This window comes from Ruegeria sp. HKCCD6647-2, from assembly GCF_057221075.1.
In genome coordinates this window covers 1205921-1223864 of the sequence record NZ_JBWVBD010000001.1, presented here as the reverse complement: position 1 = coordinate 1223864, position 17944 = coordinate 1205921, and the positions used below count along the sequence as shown (strand labels likewise).

Annotated in this window: 19 protein-coding genes; 13 read left to right on the top strand and 6 right to left on the bottom strand. The window is 59.0% G+C overall.

Translation table 11 applies throughout. The features are described 5' to 3' along the window. Positions 1-14 precede the first annotated feature (14 nt). Together AC2TDJ_RS05955 and AC2TDJ_RS05950 are read left to right on the top strand one after the other, a co-directional pair. The gene (locus AC2TDJ_RS05955) at positions 15-1478 is read left to right on the top strand and encodes a carnitine 3-dehydrogenase (RefSeq protein WP_480840131.1); all 1464 of its coding nucleotides are present in this window, start codon (positions 15-17) and stop codon (positions 1476-1478) included. Continuing rightward, the gene (locus AC2TDJ_RS05950; protein WP_480840130.1) at positions 1475-2236 is read left to right on the top strand and encodes an SDR family oxidoreductase; all 762 of its coding nucleotides are present in this window, start codon (positions 1475-1477) and stop codon (positions 2234-2236) included. The genes AC2TDJ_RS05955 and AC2TDJ_RS05950 overlap by 4 nt, the downstream gene beginning before the upstream one ends. Before the next feature lie 15 nt (positions 2237-2251). Here the strand turns inward: AC2TDJ_RS05950 and AC2TDJ_RS05945 are convergent, their stop codons facing one another. Together AC2TDJ_RS05945 and AC2TDJ_RS05940 are read right to left on the bottom strand one after the other, a co-directional pair. After that, entirely contained in the window at positions 2252-2434 is a 183-nt protein-coding gene (locus AC2TDJ_RS05945) for a hypothetical protein (RefSeq protein ID WP_480840128.1), read from the bottom strand. Between the two features lie 78 nt (positions 2435-2512). Beyond that, positions 2513-3391 carry a helix-turn-helix domain-containing protein gene (locus tag AC2TDJ_RS05940; RefSeq protein ID WP_480840126.1) on the bottom strand — a complete coding sequence of 293 codons (879 nt, stop codon included), beginning with the start codon at positions 3389-3391 and terminating at the stop codon, positions 2513-2515. Between the two features lie 107 nt (positions 3392-3498). Between AC2TDJ_RS05940 and AC2TDJ_RS05935 the strand changes: the two genes are divergently transcribed. The 3 genes from AC2TDJ_RS05935 to AC2TDJ_RS05925 are packed head-to-tail and all read left to right on the top strand — an operon-like array spanning position 3499 to position 5518. Continuing rightward, positions 3499-3702, top strand: a complete 204-nt coding sequence (locus AC2TDJ_RS05935; RefSeq protein WP_480840125.1) for a DUF2061 domain-containing protein — start codon at positions 3499-3501, stop codon at positions 3700-3702. Continuing rightward, on the top strand, positions 3695-4597 hold the full coding sequence (locus AC2TDJ_RS05930; RefSeq protein ID WP_480840123.1) for a fatty acid desaturase: 903 nt from the start codon (positions 3695-3697) through the stop codon (positions 4595-4597). The genes AC2TDJ_RS05935 and AC2TDJ_RS05930 overlap by 8 nt, the downstream gene beginning before the upstream one ends. A gap of 21 nt (positions 4598-4618) precedes the next feature. Continuing rightward, positions 4619-5518, top strand: a complete 900-nt coding sequence (locus AC2TDJ_RS05925; RefSeq protein WP_480840121.1) for an EamA family transporter — start codon at positions 4619-4621, stop codon at positions 5516-5518. Here AC2TDJ_RS05925 and AC2TDJ_RS05920 read toward each other — a convergent pair. The 3 genes from AC2TDJ_RS05920 to AC2TDJ_RS05910 form a co-directional block, all read right to left on the bottom strand. Then, a complete protein-coding gene (locus AC2TDJ_RS05920; RefSeq protein ID WP_480840119.1) occupies positions 5515-6876 on the bottom strand; it encodes a DEAD/DEAH box helicase in 1362 nt (453 codons plus the stop codon). The two genes, AC2TDJ_RS05925 and AC2TDJ_RS05920, sit on opposite strands and share 4 nt — an antisense overlap. 183 nt (positions 6877-7059) lie before the next feature. After that, positions 7060-8001: a glycosyltransferase family 2 protein gene (locus AC2TDJ_RS05915; protein ID WP_480840117.1), complete on the bottom strand. Its 942-nt coding sequence runs from the start codon at positions 7999-8001 to the stop codon at positions 7060-7062. A gap of 40 nt (positions 8002-8041) precedes the next feature. Further along, positions 8042-9646, bottom strand: a complete 1605-nt coding sequence (locus tag AC2TDJ_RS05910) for a peptide chain release factor 3 (RefSeq protein ID WP_480840115.1) — start codon at positions 9644-9646, stop codon at positions 8042-8044. Positions 9647-9755: 109 nt separating this feature from the next. Between AC2TDJ_RS05910 and AC2TDJ_RS05905 the strand changes: the two genes are divergently transcribed. From AC2TDJ_RS05905 to AC2TDJ_RS05870, 8 genes are all read left to right on the top strand, one after another. Further along, positions 9756-10118 carry a SnoaL-like domain-containing protein gene (locus AC2TDJ_RS05905; RefSeq protein WP_480840113.1) on the top strand — a complete coding sequence of 121 codons (363 nt, stop codon included), beginning with the start codon at positions 9756-9758 and terminating at the stop codon, positions 10116-10118. Positions 10119-10205: 87 nt separating this feature from the next. Further along, entirely contained in the window at positions 10206-10985 is a 780-nt protein-coding gene (locus tag AC2TDJ_RS05900) for an SDR family oxidoreductase (protein ID WP_480840249.1), read from the top strand. Between the two features lie 2 nt (positions 10986-10987). After that, positions 10988-12100, top strand: coding sequence for a hypothetical protein (locus AC2TDJ_RS05895; RefSeq protein ID WP_480840112.1), 1113 nt, complete (start codon positions 10988-10990; stop codon positions 12098-12100). 105 nt (positions 12101-12205) lie between these two features. After that, complete coding sequence (locus tag AC2TDJ_RS05890; RefSeq protein ID WP_480840110.1) at positions 12206-13252, top strand: methyltransferase domain-containing protein; 1047 nt, start codon at positions 12206-12208, stop codon at positions 13250-13252. 80 nt (positions 13253-13332) lie between these two features. Then, positions 13333-14418 carry an ABC transporter ATP-binding protein gene (locus AC2TDJ_RS05885; protein WP_480840108.1) on the top strand — a complete coding sequence of 362 codons (1086 nt, stop codon included), beginning with the start codon at positions 13333-13335 and terminating at the stop codon, positions 14416-14418. Between the two features lie 120 nt (positions 14419-14538). After that, the gene (gene surE / locus AC2TDJ_RS05880) at positions 14539-15321 is read left to right on the top strand and encodes a 5'/3'-nucleotidase SurE (protein WP_480840106.1); all 783 of its coding nucleotides are present in this window, start codon (positions 14539-14541) and stop codon (positions 15319-15321) included. Beyond that, positions 15318-15968 carry a protein-L-isoaspartate(D-aspartate) O-methyltransferase gene (locus AC2TDJ_RS05875; protein WP_480840105.1) on the top strand — a complete coding sequence of 217 codons (651 nt, stop codon included), beginning with the start codon at positions 15318-15320 and terminating at the stop codon, positions 15966-15968. The genes surE and AC2TDJ_RS05875 overlap by 4 nt, the downstream gene beginning before the upstream one ends. Positions 15969-16028: 60 nt before the next feature. Beyond that, positions 16029-17207: a peptidoglycan DD-metalloendopeptidase family protein gene (locus tag AC2TDJ_RS05870; protein WP_480840103.1), complete on the top strand. Its 1179-nt coding sequence runs from the start codon at positions 16029-16031 to the stop codon at positions 17205-17207. A gap of 64 nt (positions 17208-17271) precedes the next feature. Here the strand turns inward: AC2TDJ_RS05870 and AC2TDJ_RS05865 are convergent, their stop codons facing one another. Beyond that, positions 17272-17943, bottom strand: a complete 672-nt coding sequence (locus AC2TDJ_RS05865) for a helix-turn-helix transcriptional regulator (RefSeq protein ID WP_480840101.1) — start codon at positions 17941-17943, stop codon at positions 17272-17274. Position 17944: the final 1 nt, after the last annotated feature.

Sequence of the window (17944 nt, the reverse complement as noted above, 5' to 3'; positions counted from 1 at the left end):
ATGGGTCGATTAATATGAAAACTGCAGCGATCATTGGTGGCGGGGTTATCGGTGGTGGTTGGGCCGCTCGGTTCCTGCTCAATGGCTGGAATGTGCGGGTGTTCGATCCGGACCCCGAGGCCGAGCGCAAGATTGGTGAGGTTCTGGACAACGCGCGGCGTTCGCTGCCGGGGCTGAGCGATGTGCCATTGCCGCCCGAGGGGGGCTTGTCGTTCCATGACGACATGGCCGAGGTCGTACAGGGGGCCACGTGGATTCAGGAAAGCGTGCCGGAACGGTTGGATCTGAAACTTAGGGTTTACAAAAATCTGCAAGAGGCATGTGGTCCGGATGCGATCATCGGTTCTTCGACCAGCGGTTTCAAACCTTCCGAGCTGCAGGAAGGTGCGCTGCGGCCAGAGCAGATCGTGGTGACTCACCCGTTCAACCCGGTCTACCTGTTGCCGCTGATTGAGCTGGTGCCGACCGACAAGAACGCGCCGGGAACCATCGAGCGAGCCAAGGACCTGCTGACTTCAGTCGGGTTTTTCCCGCTGCACATCAAGAAAGAGATCGACGCACATATCGCGGACCGGTTCCTCGAGGCGGTCTGGCGTGAGGCGCTTTGGCTTGTGAAGGATGGCATCGCCACAACCGAGGAAATAGACGAGGCGATCCGCATGGGCTTTGGCATCCGATGGGCGCAGATGGGGCTGTTCGAAACCTATCGTGTTGCCGGTGGCGAGGCCGGAATGCGGCATTTCATGGCGCAGTTCGGTCCGGCGCTGCAATGGCCCTGGACCAAGCTGATGGATGTGCCAGAGTTCACCGACGAGCTGGTTGACATGATCGCCGATCAGTCTGATGCGCAGTCGGGGATGTATTCGATCCGCGAGCTGGAGCGTATCCGTGACAATAATCTTGTCGGCATGATGCGTGCACTCAAGGCGCAAAACTACGGCGCGGGCGCGGTGCTGAACCAGCATGACGCCGTGTTGAAATCCGCCGCGTTGCCGACGCTGGACCAGGCTGATCTGAGCCAGCCGATCCTGACAGTTTCGCGCGCGGTGCCGCTGGATTGGACCGATTACAACGGTCACATGAATGAGGCGAAATATCTTGAAGCGTTCTCGTTAGCCAATGACCGGTTCATGGAAATCATCGGCTGTGATGCGGACTATATCGCGTCGGGCGGCAGCTATTTCACGGCCGAGAACCACATCCGTTATGTGGGCGAAGCCCATGCCGGGTCGAAGATCGATATCCGCACCCAGATGATGTTGGGGCAGGGCAAGAAGCTGCACCTGTTCCACAGCATGTATGAAGGCGACACGCTGCTGGCGACCTGTGAAAGCTTCATGCTGCATGTCGGGCTTGAAACGCGGCGTCCGAGCGCTCCGTCGGCCGAGATCGAGGTTGCGATGGCACGAATCGCCGAGGCGCAGGCCGGGTTGCCCTATCCGGACGGTGCCGGGGCATCTATTCGGAAACCATCGTGAGTGGCCGGGTTTTGATCACGGCCGGCGCCTCTGGTGTCGGTCGGGCGATGGCAGACGCATTTGATACCTCAGGGGCGCAGGTCTGGGTTGCGGATATTGACAAAGCCGCCCTGGCGAAATGTCCGGCGCACTGGCAGAAATCCGAGCTGGACGTGTCGGACGAAGCCGCCGTTGCCGGAATGTTCGCCCGGATTGAAGTGGATTGGGGCGGTCTGGATGTCCTGTGCGCCAATGCGGGAGTCGCCGGGCCCACTGCATTGATTGAAGACGTGGCGCTAAGCGACTGGCGTACATGCCTTTCCGTCAATCTGGAAGGCGCGTTTTTGTGCTCGAAATACGCGGCCCCAATGATGAAGCGGCAGGGCAGCGGTGTGGTGCTGATTACGTCATCGACAGCGGGTCAGTTCGGGTATCCGAATCGCGCGCCCTATGCAGCGGCGAAATGGGGCATGGTCGGCCTTGGCAAGACCCTTGCGATGGAGCTTGGTCCTCACGGAGTGCGCTGCAACGTGATATGTCCCGGCGCCGTCGAAGGACCGCGCATGGAGGGCGTACTGCAACGCGAGGCCGCGGCCAAGGGCATGACCCGCGATCAGGTATACGAAGGATATGCCTCGGGTACGTCCATGGGCAGTTTTGTCGAAGGGCGGGACATCGCCAATATGGCCGTTTTTCTTGCGTCAGACGCCGCACGGCTGGTGTCAGGGCAAGTCATCGCGGTGGATGGCCATACCGTCAACCCTGACCCCAAAGTATAAGTGCTTGCGTTGGCGTCAGCCCTGATTGGGGCCACGAATCTGGCGTATGGCGCTACGCACCGCCTGCCAGTCCTGTGCTTCCTGAGTGTTTCCGGCGGCTTCGCATTCGCGCATTTTTTGCGCGGCTTCCGCCTCGGCCCTGTCACCATGGGCGGCATAAAGGGCACGTGCGTATTCAGCGGTCTTTAGAGCGTCCATTCCTGTCATCCTCCATCTAGATCGGAATGCCCGAAGGTTCGCGCAGAATGACTATACTACAGGAATCGTTTCCTCGCATCACGCGCTGCCGGAACTTGTGACAAGCCCCTCGCGCAGATGTCGGAGATGCGCTGGAAAACTACGAGCAGTCACGTCAGCTTCGCGCACTAAGTTATCGAATTGACGGGTAAAAACCTCGATACGATCACGGTCGCGAAATGCCATGTAGTGACTGCCTGCATAAAACACGCACATCAGAGGGCCAAAGATCGTCATCGGCGCGGAATACAGGCGCTTTGCGTCGAACAAGTAGATGCGCAGACGCGGATAGAGCTGTTCGCAAAGATCCAGCAGGTGGTCGATCTGCTCCAGCCGCACGTGCTGTGGCAGGCCGTCGTAATACCCTGTCGCTTGCGCAAAGCTGTGGATCTCGTAAAGCGGCATCGCAATTTCGTAGTCGGATTGTGCGCTTCGCATCCACATCAGCCTGTCTGCCGAAGCCCCAATTGCCTGATCCGCAGTGCGGCCAAGATGCGGGGCATACTCCCATTCCAGAACAGCGCGGGTTTTTAGCATATCAGGCAGAGTCGCCGGAACGTAGCGGATTTTGTACCCGGCGGCTTCCTGATGCCACTCGAATATCCGTTCATCCACCAGCGCGCGGGGGGCTTCGGTCATGGTAAGCGAACTGGCCAGCAGCTCGGCCGCGCTTTCCGGTCGGTTGGACAGGCTGAGCAACCAATCAGCCGACACGCCAAGGGCCGAGGCGCAACTGCCGACGACATGTGCATTCGGCAGCCGCGCGCCATCGTCGGTCAACAATTGCGACACCGTGGACCGGTCGACACCAATATTGCGGGCAAGCGCGCTCTGGCTGACGCCGCCTTCCTCCATGGCGCGGGCCAGCCGGTGGCGAAATCGGGCAGCGCGGTCGAGTTTGTCGATTTTATCATGCATGTGATGACAAATATCACATTCGATGAGTTTTGTTAATCATATTCAGAATTCCCAACATCAGCACCAACCGGTAACGCTTGAATAACAACAAAAAAATGGGGTCCGGAATGGAAACGCGACGAAGATCGGTCGTGAAAGCAATCGTTTGGAACGTGATGGGGCTGGCAACAATGACGCTTGTCGGTCTGATCGCAACAGGCTCTGCCGCAGTGGGCGGAGTCCTGGCCGTGGTGAACACCGCTATCGGCCTGTCACTTTATATCGTCTACGAGCGGATTTGGGCGGGAATTTCGTGGGGACGTCATGGCTGAACCGACAACACCCAACTCGCCCGAATGGGGTACCTTTGGCCTGATTGCCGCGTGCTATGCGGCGTGGCTTGTGATCGTGTTCTGGCTGGCCGCCTGGTCCTTATGGCTGGCGGTACCGTTCATGGGAGTAATTGCGGCGCTGCATTCGTCGCTGACGCACGAAGTTCTGCACGGGCATCCGTTCCGGGCCAAATGGCTGAATGAGGCGCTGATGGCGCTACCTCTGACATTGTTCATTCCCTACAACCGCTTTCGGGATCTGCATTTGGCCCATCATCAGGATGCCAACCTGACCGACCCCTATGACGACCCGGAATCCAACTATCTGGACCCGAAGATCTGGGATTCCTTGTCCCAATGGCAAAGGCGCCTTTTCTTCGCCAACAATACCTTGCTGGGCCGCATCGTTCTGGGCCCTGCCATTGGGCAGTTGGCCTTTATGCGGGAAGAATTGCGCGGTGCATTGCGAGGGGACCGCGCAATTCTGTTGGCGTGGGCGCTGCATTTGCCTGGGGTTGTTGCGGTATTGTGGATCGTTTCACAATCCCCGATGCCAATATGGGCGTTTGTCCTGTCCGCTTATATCGGGCTGGCAGTCATCAAGATCCGCACGTTCCTGGAACATCGCGCGCATGAAAAATCCCGTGCCAGAACGGTTATTATCGAAGACCGCGGCCCATTGGCTTTTCTGTTTCTGAATAACAACCTGCACGTCGTTCATCACATGAACCCGGCTGCTCCCTGGTATCGCCTGCCTGCGCTATACCGCACCGGAAAGGATCGCTATCTGGCCTGTAACGAGGCTTACGTCTATCGTTCATACGTGCAGATTTTCCGCGAATATTTTTTGCGGGCAAAAGACCCGGTGGCGCATCCACTCTGGCCAAAGCCCTGATTTGAGGACAGAAGGGAATCCATGAGTTTGTGGATTCCCGTCACGGTCGCCGCCGCCTCGTTTCAGACGGTGCGCTTCATGCTGCAGAAATCGCTCAGCAGTGCGAAGCTGTCGGCGGCTGGCGCCACATTCGCGCGATTTGCTTATTCCATGCCTCTGGCCCTTGTCGGGCTGGTCGCGGCCCTTTGGACCGGGCAATCGCTGCCGCCGCTGACTGCGCCATTCTGGCTTTATGTTGTTATTGGCGGTACGGCGCAGATCTTGGCAACAGTGTGCGTCGTCGCATTGTTCAAGCAGCGTAACTTTGCCGTTGGAATCACGTTCAAGAAGACCGAGGTGATCCAGACCGCAATCGTCGGGTTCGTCGTTCTGGGCGACAGTGTATCGACCGGTGCGCTCGGGGCGATCATACTTGGTTTGGTGGCAGTGCTGTTGCTGTCGAAAACGCCGGGTGGTGATGGGAAATGGTGGCGGAATCTGACCAACCGCGCATCGCAACTGGGCTTGGGCTCGGGCGTATTGTTTGCGTTTTCCGCAGTCAGCTATCGGGGTGCGTCGCTGCAATTGGGTGATCTGGAGGCGTGGTTTCGGGCACTGGTCACGCTTGCGGCTGTCGTGACGTTCCAGTTTCTCAGCATGGCTTTGTGGCTCATGTGGCGTGACCGGGACGAGTTGCGTGCGGTGTGGGACACACGCAGTACCGGCGTTTTTGTGGGGCTGACAAGCCTGGGCGGCTCGTTCTGCTGGTTTCTGGCATTCACCCTGCAGAACGCGGCCTATGTCAAAGCGTTGGGGCAGGTGGAACTGATCCTGAGCCTGCTCGCTTCGATCCTGTTTTTCCGCGAGACCATCACCCGGCGAGAGATTGCCGGGATGTCATTGCTGGGGATTTCGATTTTGGCGCTGGTGCTGACAATCTAGCCAGCACGACGTTCTTCAAAGCTGAGCGCGATAAAACTGGGCAAGTGATCGCCCATACCGACGACCGCAGGGCCGCTATCTTCGCGACGGCCACGCCCCTTGGGTTCCCGATCCTTTTTGGGCTCCCGGTCCTTTTTACTCTCACCCTTTTTACTGTCCGCAGATTTGGACCTTTTCTCAGGCGAGGGTTTCTCGGCCTTGGGCTCTTCCTTGACCGGGTTTTCGATGCGCGGAATCTCTTTCTGGATCAGTTTTTCGATCGCGTCCAAAGCCTTCTCATCGCGGCCCGAACAGATCGTGACAGCCTTACCTTCGCGCCCTGCACGACCCGTGCGTCCAATGCGATGCACGTAGTCCTCGGCATGGCCCGGCACGTCGAAGTTGAACACATGGCTGACCGAGGGAATATCCAGTCCGCGTGCGGCCACATCCGAGGCGACCAGCAAGCGCAGAGTTCCATCGCGGAACCCGTCCAGCGTTTTCGTCCGCTGCGATTGGTCCAGATCACCGTGAATTGCGGCGGCGTTGTAGCCGTATTTCTTCAGCGACTTGGCGCAGATGTCCACGTCCGTCTTGCGATTGCAGAAGATGATGGCGTTGGTGCATTTGTCACCCTCGGCATCGATCAACGCGCGCAGAACCTTGCGTTTTGCACTGGCCTCGCGGTCGCGGCGCCCGCCTTTGAAGATGACGACGCCCTGTTCGATTGTCTCGGAGGCGGTGGCCTGACGGGCAACTTCGATCCGGGCAGGGGCAGAGAGGAAGGTGTCGGTTATCCGCTCGATCTCAGACGCCATTGTGGCCGAGAAGAAGAGGGTCTGGCGGGTGAAGGGCGTCAGCGAGAAGATGCGTTCGATATCGGGAATAAAACCCATATCAAGCATCCGGTCGGCTTCGTCCACGACCATGATCTGCACACCGGTCAACAGCAGCTTGCCGCGCTCGAAATGGTCCAGCAGACGGCCTGGAGTGGCGATCAGCACGTCAACGCCACGGTCGATCAGGGCGTCCTGTTCCTTGAAGCTGACACCGCCGATCAACAGCGCTTTGGTCAGTTTCACATTTTTGGCGTATGTGTCGAAATTCTCGGCCACCTGCGCGGCCAGTTCCCGCGTCGGGCACAACACCAGAGAGCGCGGCATCCGTGCGCGGGCACGTCCGCGGGCCAGCAATGTGATCATCGGCAGGGTAAAGCTGGCGGTTTTGCCGGTTCCGGTCTGGGCGATGCCCAGAACATCACGACCCTCAAGCGCCGGTGGGATGGCGCCTTCCTGGATCGGGGTCGGAGTTTCATAGCCGGCTTCCTCAATGGCTTTGAGGACCTTCGGGTTCAGGTTCAATTCGTTGAATTTTGTCATGTATGTCCGGTTTTTGCGGACACTTGACCTGGCCCGCGCGTCTGTATCATGCCGGGCCCGGATGGCCATGCGCACCATGCGCGTTTCGGCTGAACGCGGACATAACAAAAACGTGGGACAGGGTCAAATGAACTCGCATTAACCTGAGGCACACCGCATGAAGGCGGGATTCTGTGCAACAATTCAGAGGGTTCCGGGGAAGTGTTTCGAAACTATTCGCTCCAAATCCAGTGGTCTGTAGAGGATTTGGGCGTTTTCCTGCAAACGTTGGCGCGCATCTGGGGCACCTCCGCTGATCTCATCATAAAATGCGCGCAATCCGTCCAGGCCTTCTTCGGCCTCGATCCAACTAAGTAGTTCGTGTTTGTTCAAGCCACCACGCTCACGCGGGACATTGGGGCTGAGGCCCGGTTTGTACGAGCCGTGCGCCATGCGGAACCGATAATGGACCAGCCAATGCTCCCACGTCGGAGCGTGCCTGTGGCATAGCTCGATCTCGGGGATCTCGGTGTTTGTGACCAGCGGTTGATTGTTCTGAAACAGGCTGTGAATGCGGTCGCTGATGTTTGGCAGGCCAGAGCGCACAAACAGTTTTCCGCGCGTGTGGCTGAGGAAGCCTCCGGTGAGAAAAGGGCCGAAATTCGGATAGAGCGTTTCGATCAGCGCGTGTCGGTCCGGGCCTTTGGGAATATAGGCTTTGTAGAGGTCTTCCTCACCGGCCATCGCCTCGATCGGGCGCATGCGCACTGCTGGAATGTCTAGGTCGATTGCGTGCAACAGCTCAGCGATGGGGGCTGAGGGCCAAAGGAACTCATCGACATCTATGTGAGTCAGCCAATCCATATTGGTGCGGCGATAGACGTAGGTCGCGTTTGCAGATTGGCGCTGCTGATGCGTATCTGGCCTTTCGCGATTTCTGCTTTTCCAGAAGGCCTGATCGCAGACCCAAAGCGCGACCCTGGGGTGGTTCTTCAACGCGCGTTCGGCCTGAGGATTAGGCTCGTCCAGATGCAGATAGAGGCGCGAAGCATCCAGCTCCAGGTGGTAGGCAGCGAACCGAAGAATTTCCTCGGCTGGCGCGCGGATCGTGGATACTACGCCCCATGTCGGTCGATCATGCGCCATATGCTGCCTTTGGTTTCCTTTCATTGGGCCGGAAAGCGGCTTAAGTCATCATCTCTTTCGTCGCGGTCAGGTTCAGCTCGGGGTAATCGCGGACGACGCGGTCGATGTCCCATTGCAGGCGCGTCAAATAGACGATGTCGCCGTCATGATCGTGGGCGATATGCTGTTTGTTGGCGTTGACGAATTTGTCGACCTCGGCCTTGTCGCCGCTGACCCAGCGGGCGCTGGTGAATTGGGAGGCTTCGAACCGCACAGGCAAGCCATATTCCATCTCGATCCGGCTGGCGAGCACTTCGAATTGCAGGGCGCCCACGACGCCCACGATAAAGCCCGAGCCGATAGAGGGTTTGAACACTTTGGCCGCGCCTTCCTCGGCAAATTGCATCAGAGCCTTTTCCAGATGCTTTGCTTTCATCGGATCGCCCGCGCGGACGCCCTGCAGCAGTTCCGGCGCGAAGGAAGGGATGCCGGTCACGCGCAGCGCTTCGCCCTCGGTCAGGGTATCGCCGATACGCAGCTGGCCGTGGTTCGGGATGCCGATGATGTCTCCGGCCCAGGCCTCTTCGGCCAGTTCCCGGTCAGATGCGAGGAACAGAACAGGGTTCGAAATCGCCATCGGCTTTTTGGACCGCACATGCGTAAGTTTCATGCCGCGCTTGAAGTGGCCGGACGCCATACGGACAAAGGCCACCCTGTCACGGTGCTTGGGGTCCATATTGGCCTGCACCTTGAAGACAAAGCCTGCCACTTTCTTTTCGTCCGGCGCGATCTGCCGCGGCTGTGCAGACTGAACCTGCGGTTGAGGACCGTAAGCACCGATGCCCTCCATCAGTTCTTTCACGCCGAACGAGTTAATCGCCGAGCCGAACCAGATCGGGGTCATATGCCCCTCAAGCACCGCTTGCGGGTCGAGCTTGGGCAGCAGTTCGCGCGCCATCTCGACCTCTTCCAGCAGCTTGTCCAGCAGATGCGCGGGCACGTGCTCGGCCAGCTTGGGGTCGTCCAGCCCGTTGATCTCAACGCTCTCGGCCACCTTGTTTCGGTCGGCGCGGTCCATCAGTTCCAACCGGTCGCGCAGCATGTCATAGCAACCGATGAAATCCCGACCGACACCAATCGGCCAGGCTGCGGGTGTCACGTCAATGGCCAGCATTTCCTGAATTTCGTCGATGATCTCGAACGTATCGCGGCTTTCGCGGTCCATCTTGTTACAGAAGGTCAGGATCGGCAGATCGCGCAGGCGGCAGACCTCGAACAATTTCTGCGTCTGGCTTTCCACACCCTTCGCGCCGTCGATCACCATCACCGCCGCGTCCACCGCGGTCAGGGTGCGATAGGTATCCTCGGAGAAATCCGAGTGGCCGGGCGTATCCACCAGATTGAACCGGAAGTTGTCATAGTCGAACGACATCGCCGAGGCGGAAACCGAGATACCCCGATCCTTCTCCATCTGCATGAAGTCGGAACGTGTGCGCCGTGCTTCACCCTTTGCGCGCACCTGACCGGCCATCTGAATGGCACCCCCATAAAGAAGGAACTTTTCGGTCAGCGTCGTCTTGCCCGCATCCGGGTGCGAGATGATGGCGAATGTCCGGCGCCGGGCAATCTCGGGCGGCAAGGTGGGTTGGTTCGAGGTATCAAGCATGAGCGCGCGTATAGGCGGGGAATCCAGCCGAGGCAAGACAAAGGGGCTGTTCCGAATCGCGTCTCTGTGGCAATAAGAACATATAGTGAACAAAATTCGGAGTGGATCAATGGATTTGAAAGAAATCGCCGAAGAGTTGGTGGCGGGTTGCCGTGAAAACCGGGCCAAGGCCAATCTGGACAAGCTATATGCAGCAGATGCCGTCTCGGTCGAAGCTGCGGATATGCAGGGCATGGGGCGCGAAGCGCACGGTCTGGACGCAATCCGCGGCAAGCATGACTGGTGGGAAAACTCCACCGAAGTTACCGGAGGCACGGTCAGCGATCCTTTCATGCACGGAGACGACCGGTTCGCCGTGATCTTCGAAGTGCAGGGTACGATGAAGGAAAGCGGCGAGAGTTTCGACATGCGCGAAGTGGGGGTTTATCACGTCGCAGACGGCAAGATCGTGCGCGAGGAATTTTTCTACTGATTGCCAGACATTTCCATGGAACCCATTCTGGCGTTCTTGGATGCGCCGGTGCTAGATGTGGGCACAGTGTTTACAGGGAGGGTCGGAATGGATCTGGGAATTCGCGGCAAACGCGCGTTGGTTTGTGCCAGCAGCAAAGGTCTGGGTCTGGGTTGCGCCGAGGCCTTGGCCCAAGAAGGTGTTGATCTGGTCATGAATGCGCGCGGCGCCGAAGTATTGGAATCTGAGGCTGCGCGCCTGCGGTCCGAATACGATATTGATGTGCAGACGGTGGCCTGTGACGTGACTACGGCAGAGGGTCAGGATAAGGTCATAAATACGGCGCAGGATGTTGATATCCTTGTGACAAATGCCGGCGGACCTCCACCCGGAATGTGGTCGGATTGGGAGCGGGAGGATTTCATCAAGGCGCTGGATGCAAATATGCTGACCCCGATTGCGTTTATGAAAGCCCTGTTGCCGGGAATGATGGACAAAGGCTGGGGTCGCGTTGTCAATATCACCTCTCAGTCCGTCCGTGCACCAATCGCAGTGCTGGGGCTTTCGAACGCAGCGCGAACCGGGTTGACCGGATATGTCGCCGGAACGTCACGGCAGGTAGCGCCGCACGGTGTCACCATCAACAACCTATTGCCGGGAATCCACGCAACGGACCGGGCGATTTCCTTGGACAGCGGAGTGTCTGCCCAAAAGGGAATCTCTATGGACGAAGCGCGTGCGGAGCGCGAAGCCACGATCCCCGCGCGCCGCTATGGCACACGACAGGAATTCGGAGCGGCCTGCGCTTTTCTGTGTTCGCAACATGCGGGCTTTATTGTCGGGCAGAATATCCTGCTGGATGGCGGCGGAACCAATCTGACGATGTGAACATGGCGCAAGGGTTCTCTCTGAAAGATCAGTTGTTCAACGCGGAAAAAACTTGCTACCTCAGCGGTTTGTTCGCGAATATTGAGCCGGATTTTGATAGCCACTCCTTTGAATCTGCCGTGATGTCGCGATTGCCGACACTGGAACTGAAAGAGCGGATGTCATGGATTGCCGACTGCCTGCAGAAAGCTATTCCGGGCGAACTGCCAGTGGTTGCTCCAGTGATCCTGCAGGCTTTACCGCCCCCGCTGGACCCGAGCAAAAACGACGACGACTTCGGTGATTTCATCTTTGCGCCGCTTGGCGAGTGGGTCGTGTCCGTTGGCCTGAACCATCCGGAGCTGGCGCTGGATGTATTCGAAGAACTGACCCAGAGGTTCTCGATGGAGTGGGCGATCCGTCCGTTCCTGAACACCCATCCGGATCTGGTCATGCAGCGGATGGAGGATTGGTGTGGTCACTCCAGCTATCACGTGCGACGTCTGGTCAGCGAGGGAACGCGCCCTCGGTTGCCTTGGGGGCAGGCCGTGGGGCTTGACCTGACAGATCCGTTGCCGTTGCTGGACCGTTTGAATGGCGACGACACGCGATATGTCACCCGTTCGGTCGCAAATCACCTGAACGACATAACCAAGAAAGCCCCGGATGTGGTGTTGGATCGGTTGCACCTCTGGCGGGACGCTGGGCGCCAGAACGATGATGAGCTTCAGTGGATGACCGCCCATGCCTTGCGGGGACTGGTGAAATCGGGCCATCCAGGCGCGATGAAGGTGCTGGGCTATGACCCGGACGCCGAACTGGTGGCGGATATTCAGGTGAATGGAGAGGCCAAGATCGGCGGTGCACTTGTGTTTGACATCGCGTTGAAGGGCAGCGGAGAGCAACCTGTGCTTGTGGATTATATCGTTCATTTTCAACGCCCTGGTGGAAAGATTTCACCTAAAGTGCACAAACTGAAACAAACCGCATTGAAGAACGGCGCACTGATGCTGAGCAAACGCCACAAGCTGAAAGGTGATGCCACTACGTTCAAGTTGATACCCGGCCCGCACCGGTTGGAGGTTCAGGTCAACGGGCGCGTGCGCGCCGGAGTCGATTTCGAATTGGTGGGCTGAAGCAAGCAAAACTCCTCACGCTTGCGTCAGGTTTGTTTGCGCGGGATTGCTCTGGCATTGCGGCGGCGCTAGTTGCGTTGTGACAATGGACAGGGGAACAAGCCGATGAAGCATGAAGCTGTGCAGAACTACTATGGCGAGGTGTTGCAGGGCAGCGCGGACTTGCAGACAAACGCTTGCTGTACACCGGATGACATGCCGGATCACGTAAAGCAGATTCTGGCGCAAATTCATGATGATGTGTTGACACGTTACTATGGCTGCGGTCTGATCGCTCCGCTGGATCTGGAGGGGATGCACATCCTTGATCTGGGCTGCGGCGCGGGGCGGGACGTATTTGCGCTGTCGGCCATGGTCGGTGAAACCGGCCGCGTCGTGGGCGTGGACATGACGCCCGAGCAACTGGACGTTGCTCGCAGGCATCGGGACTATCATGCGCAGGTATTTGGTCATTCGGCCAGCAATGTCGAATTCCACCACGGCTACATCGAAAAGTTGGATGAGTTGGACCTGCAACCCGGCTCCTTCGATATCATCGTGTCGAATTGCGTGATCAACCTCGCCACAGATAAGGCCGCTGTGCTGGAGGGTGCGCATCGATTGCTGAAGGATGGCGGAGAGATGTATTTCTCGGACGTCTATGCAGATCGTCGCATACCGCGCGCCATGGCGGAAGATGAAGTGCTGTATGGCGAGTGCCTGTCGGGTGCCTTGTATTGGAACGATTTCCTTTCGATGGCACGCGCCGCAGGGTTTGGCGATCCGCGCAGGGTCTCGCATCGTTCGCTGACCATTGAAAACCCTGTTCTGGAACAGCGGGTTGCACCGCTGAACTTCATTTCAGCCACCTACAGGTTGTTCAAGTTGCCCGCGTTGGAACCAGCTTGCGAGGACTATGGTCAGGCGGTGATCTACAAGGGTACGATTCCACACGCACCACATGAGTTTGTTCTGGACGATCATCACGCCATCCGGACGGGCAAAGTCTTTCCTGTTTGTGGCAACACATGGATGATGTTGCAAAACACGCGTTTTGCCCGGCATTTCGACTTCATCGGTGATTTCTCGACTCATTACGGAATTTTCGAAGGCTGCGGCGGGGATAGTCCGTTTGTGGAACGGGGTGAGGTCGCCTCGGCCAACTGCTGCTGACGCCTTGCGTCCAGCGGGCGGGGTTGCTATCCCCGCCCAAGCCCGATGGAATTGATCGGGTAAGGCAATGGGGTCCATCGGTGACAGGCAACGCAACGCCTCCGCGGCTTGAAATTCGCAATCTTGTCGCTCGATTCGAAGGGCGCGCCGTTGTGGATGATGTCTCGCTGACAGTGCAGGCGGGGCAGGTCACCTGCCTGCTGGGGCCTTCGGGCTGCGGAAAGTCCACTACATTGCGGATGATTGCCGGCGTCGAGATGCAGAGCTCGGGCGAGATCTACGTCGACGGTAAACTGGTCTGTGACACCGTCTTTCGCGTTCCGCCCGAACGGCGCGAGATCGGTTTGATGTTTCAGGATTTCGCCCTGTTCCCGCATCTGAGCGTTGCTGACAACGTCGCCTTCGGTCTGAAAGGCGGCAAGGACCAGAAACGCGCCCGCGTTGAGGAACTGCTGACCAAGGTTGACCTGATGCGGTTCATCGACGGATTTCCGCATCAATTGTCGGGGGGTGAACAACAGCGCGTTGCGCTGGCCCGCGCGCTGGCTCCGCGACCGCGGATCATGCTGATGGACGAGCCGTTCTCGGGTCTCGATAACCGTTTGCGTGACGGAATTCGCGACGAAACGTTGGCCATTCTCAAGGAAGAAGATGCCGCGGTCCTGCTGGTCACACATGAACCAGAAGAGGCGATGCGCATGGCGGATGAGATTGCCCTGATGCGACGTGGCAAGATCGTGCAGCAAGGTGCGCCATATAACGTTTACACCCGACCAGTGGATAAGGCAGCGGTTTCATTCTTTAGTGATATCAATGTTTTGCCTGCGCAAGTTAACGGCGCGCTTGCGCAGACGCCGTTTGGACAGTTTTTGGCGCCCGGATATCCGGATGGAACGGATGTCGAAATTGTTTTTCGCCCACAACATGTGCGGCTGGATTTTGACCGCAACGGCAAGGGGCCGTCGCCGACGGCCACCGACGGCGTCGCAGCGCGCGGCGTTGTGGAACGGGCACGTTTTCTGGGCAACGAGAGTCTTGTCGAGTTCCGGATGGATTATGATTGTTCGATCCTGAGGGCGACCGTTCCCAACGTCTTCGTGCCGAAACCGGGCCGGGTCATGTGGCTGACCATTCGCCGCGACAAGTGTTTCGTCTTCCCCACCTGACACCCGGTAAACGCAGTTTCTGGCTAAGTGGTGCGCGAATGCCTCAGATTGCGTGCGCCCTTTGCTTGCCGCAACGCGGGGGCGGGTCTATCAAGGGCGAAAGGCAGGGGTGGATCGGGCATGCGAATTCTTCTGACAAACGATGACGGTATCAATGCGCCGGGGCTGATCACGCTCGAGGCGATCGCCAAGGATCTGGCGGGGCCGGGTGGTGAAGTCTGGGTCGTGGCGCCGGCGTTTGAACAGTCGGGCGTCGGTCACTGCATCAGCTATACGCACCCAATGATGCTGGCAAAGCTGGGCGAGCGCCGGTTTGCAGCCGAAGGTTCACCCGCCGATTGCGTGCTGGCGGGGCTGCATGACGTGATGAAAGACGCACGTCCGGATCTGGTATTGTCGGGCGTGAACCGTGGTAACAATTCTGCCGAAAATGCGCTGTATTCCGGCACCTTGGGGGGCGCAATGGAAGCAGCATTGCAAGGCGTGCCGGCCATCGCCCTGTCGCAGTACTTCGGGCCTCGGAACCTAGGTTTGGACGACCCGTTTGAGACGGCAACCCGGTTTGGCGCTGACCTGATACGCCGTATTCTGGACGCAACCCCGGAGGAGCAGGTAGATTATCGCCTGTTCTACAATGTCAACTTCCCGCCTGTCCCGGCGGACGAGGTGCTGGGGACCCGTGTAGCGCCACAGGGTTATCGCCGTGATACCCATTTTGGGGTCGAGCCGCACAGCTCGCCCTCGGGTCGGCGGTTTTTATGGATCAAGGGCGGATATCAGCACAATCCGACCGCGCCGGGCACCGATGCGGCGGTCAATCTGGAAGGCTATATTTCGGTCACGCCGATGCGGGCCGACCTGACGGCGCATGATGCGCTTGAGGCATTGAAGATGATCGAATGACGGGACTGACTCCAGAAAAAACCATGCAGTTCCTGTTCGCACTACGGTCGCGCGGTGTGACGGATGCGCGCGTGTTGGCTGCGATGGAGCAGGTCGACCGTGGCTTCTTCGTCAGGGGCTTGTTTGCAGAACGCGCCTATGAGGATACGCCGCTGCCGATTGCCTGCGGGCAAACGATCAGCCAACCGTCGGTCGTGGGGTTGATGACCCAGGCGTTGCAGGTCCGGGCGCGGGACACCGTTTTGGAAATCGGAACCGGGTCCGGCTACCAGGCGGCGATCCTGTCGAAGCTGGCGCGGCGGGTTTACACGGTGGAACGCCACAAACGGCTGGTGCAGGAAACCAGTCAGCTGTTTCGTGACCTCGGATTGACCAATGTGACCTCGATGTTGTCGGATGGGTCCTTTGGCTTGCCCGAGCAGGCCCCGTTCGATCGGATAATTGTGACGGCGGCTGCCGAAGATCCTCCGGGCCCGCTCTTGGCGCAGCTGAAAATCGGCGGTATCATGGTGTTGCCTGTAGGCCAGTCCGATGCGGTGCAGACCCTGATCCGGGTCACGCGCACCGAGACAGGTCTGGACTACGACGAATTGTTACCTGTTCGGTTCGTGCCTCTGTTAGAGGGGCTCGGGAAGGATGGGGCTTAAACGGATTTGCAGGATGCGCCAGAACCCCGGACAACAGGGGCGGGTGTTGAGGACAGTAGAATGAGAGCAGTTTCCAATTCAGCCATGCGCCGCTGTATGACAGCCGTTGCCGCGCTTGTGGTTCTGGCGGGGTGCGAAGGCCCGTTTGATTATGATCTTCGCGGCAATGTCGGTGGCTTCTCCACAACAGACGCCGTTCAGTCAGCTACCGCAAGCCGACCAGCGCCCGATGCGCGCGGGGTGATCACCTATCCGAATTATCAGGTCGTGGTTGCACGGCGAGGTGACACTGTCGGCGACGTTGCAGCCCGCGTGGGCCTGCCTGTGGTCGAGCTGGCCCGGTTCAACGGGTTGCAACCCAATGACTCGCTGCGCGACGGAGAGGTTCTGGCATTGCCACGTTCGGTCGGCGCCGCCGCCGGTAGCGTGGATATTGCCACAATCGCAGGAACAGCGATCGACGAAGCGCCGGATACGGGTTCGGTCCAGACGACCACGCTACAGCCAGCGCAACCTTCAGCAGCGCCGACACCGGCACCGGTCGCTTCGGGCCCCGAACCGATCCGCCACAAGGTCAAGCGGGGCGAGACTGCCTATACAATCTCGCGCCTGTATCAGGTCTCGGTCGAGTCGCTTGCAGAATGGAATGGGTTGGGCTCGGATTTCACCGTGCGTGAAGATCAGTACTTGCTGATCCCGGTCAAGAACCAGTCCGCACCGAAACCTGCCAGCGCAGCTACGCCCGCGGCTGCCACGAACGTGACGGAACCGGGGCAGGGATCTCCGACTCCTACGCCGCCGAGTGCAACCCAGCCCTTGCCGGATGAGAAGATCGAACCGGCGGCTGAGGCGCCGGACGTGACGGCAGAGGCGCCGACCAACAGCGGGACATCGGCCTTGGCTTTCCCCGTATCGGGGCGGATCATTCGCACCTATGACAAGGGCAAGAACGAAGGCATCGACATCGCAGCCGCACCCGGAACACCGGTCAAGGCAGCGGAGGCCGGAACAGTAGCAGCGATCACCGCCGATGCGGATCAGGTGCCGATCATCGTGGTCAAGCACAATAATGACCTGCTGACCGTCTATGCCAATGTCGACGACATCAAGGTCAAAAAGGGTACCCGGGTGCGGCGGGGGCAGAACATTGCTGCGCTGCGGGGTGGCGACAACGCCTATGTTCATTTCGAAGTGCGCAAAGGGTTCGAATCGGTCGATCCTGAGCCCTACCTGAAGTGAGGTGGAATGGCCCGTTCCGGGCCATGCCTCCGGCGGGGATATTTTTGGCCAGATGAAGGGCGGATCAGGCGTGTGGGTCGTAGTCGCTCAGACGTTTGCCGGGTTCGTCGGTGAAAAGTTCCGGCAGCGGAGTGACCGTTTCGATCAGGTCTATGCGGAAGACGCGGAAGGCGTCACGCTGCTCGCACCAGGCGGTCAGGGTCCAGACGCGCCCCCAGTATTCCATGTGTAATGGGCGAATGACGCGATCTGTCAGCACGCCATCAATGCGTCGGTAGGACAAGCGCAGCTTCTGTCGGGATTTGATCGCCGCGCGGATTGGGGCCATGTGGGCCAGCCCGCGCGCGGCGTCGGCAAAGGGATAGACGGCGAATTTCCACGCATCGGCCTCGGCCACGACCTGCGTCGGCAACACAGCGTCGATTTTTTCGGCCAGCGACTCGGCAGCGGCCTTGAGGTCGGCATCGGCGGCCTCGGCCACAATTGCCATGCCGAGGTTCAGCGCTTCGAGCTCGGCAGGGGTCAGGTTCAGTGGGGGCAGGGTGATCTGCTCGCGCACCATGTAACCCACGCCGCGTTCACCTTCGACCGGAACACCAGACGCCACCAGGGTATCCATGTCGCGATAGATCGTGCGGACCGAAACCTCGAGCCGGTCCGCGATGTCCTGCGCGCGGTGCAGTTTGCCGTCGCGCAGGATCTGGATAACATCGAACAGCCGGTCAGTGCGGCGCATG

Bases quoted from the DNA above. Each gene is read 5' to 3' on its own strand.
- AC2TDJ_RS05920 (WP_480840119.1), bottom strand. From the start codon at position 6,876: ATGACAAAATTCAACGAATTGAACCTGAACCCGAAGGTCCTCAAAGCC.
- AC2TDJ_RS05870 (WP_480840103.1), top strand. From the start codon at position 16,029: ATGAGAGCAGTTTCCAATTCAGCCATGCGCCGCTGTATGACAGCCGTT.
- AC2TDJ_RS05910 (WP_480840115.1), bottom strand. From the start codon at position 9,646: ATGCTTGATACCTCGAACCAACCCACCTTGCCGCCCGAGATTGCCCGG.
- AC2TDJ_RS05945 (WP_480840128.1), bottom strand. From the start codon at position 2,434: ATGGACGCTCTAAAGACCGCTGAATACGCACGTGCCCTTTATGCCGCC.
- surE (WP_480840106.1), top strand. From the start codon at position 14,539: ATGCGAATTCTTCTGACAAACGATGACGGTATCAATGCGCCGGGGCTG.
- AC2TDJ_RS05875 (WP_480840105.1), top strand. From the start codon at position 15,318: ATGACGGGACTGACTCCAGAAAAAACCATGCAGTTCCTGTTCGCACTA.
- AC2TDJ_RS05865 (WP_480840101.1), bottom strand. From the start codon at position 17,943: ATGCGCCGCACTGACCGGCTGTTCGATGTTATCCAGATCCTGCGCGAC.
- AC2TDJ_RS05955 (WP_480840131.1), top strand. From the start codon at position 15: ATGAAAACTGCAGCGATCATTGGTGGCGGGGTTATCGGTGGTGGTTGG.
- AC2TDJ_RS05905 (WP_480840113.1), top strand. From the start codon at position 9,756: ATGGATTTGAAAGAAATCGCCGAAGAGTTGGTGGCGGGTTGCCGTGAA.
- AC2TDJ_RS05925 (WP_480840121.1), top strand. From the start codon at position 4,619: ATGAGTTTGTGGATTCCCGTCACGGTCGCCGCCGCCTCGTTTCAGACG.
- AC2TDJ_RS05895 (WP_480840112.1), top strand. From the start codon at position 10,988: ATGGCGCAAGGGTTCTCTCTGAAAGATCAGTTGTTCAACGCGGAAAAA.
- AC2TDJ_RS05915 (WP_480840117.1), bottom strand. From the start codon at position 8,001: ATGGCGCATGATCGACCGACATGGGGCGTAGTATCCACGATCCGCGCG.
- AC2TDJ_RS05890 (WP_480840110.1), top strand. From the start codon at position 12,206: ATGAAGCATGAAGCTGTGCAGAACTACTATGGCGAGGTGTTGCAGGGC.
- AC2TDJ_RS05935 (WP_480840125.1), top strand. From the start codon at position 3,499: ATGGAAACGCGACGAAGATCGGTCGTGAAAGCAATCGTTTGGAACGTG.
- AC2TDJ_RS05930 (WP_480840123.1), top strand. From the start codon at position 3,695: ATGGCTGAACCGACAACACCCAACTCGCCCGAATGGGGTACCTTTGGC.
- AC2TDJ_RS05940 (WP_480840126.1), bottom strand. From the start codon at position 3,391: ATGCATGATAAAATCGACAAACTCGACCGCGCTGCCCGATTTCGCCAC.
- AC2TDJ_RS05900 (WP_480840249.1), top strand. From the start codon at position 10,206: ATGGATCTGGGAATTCGCGGCAAACGCGCGTTGGTTTGTGCCAGCAGC.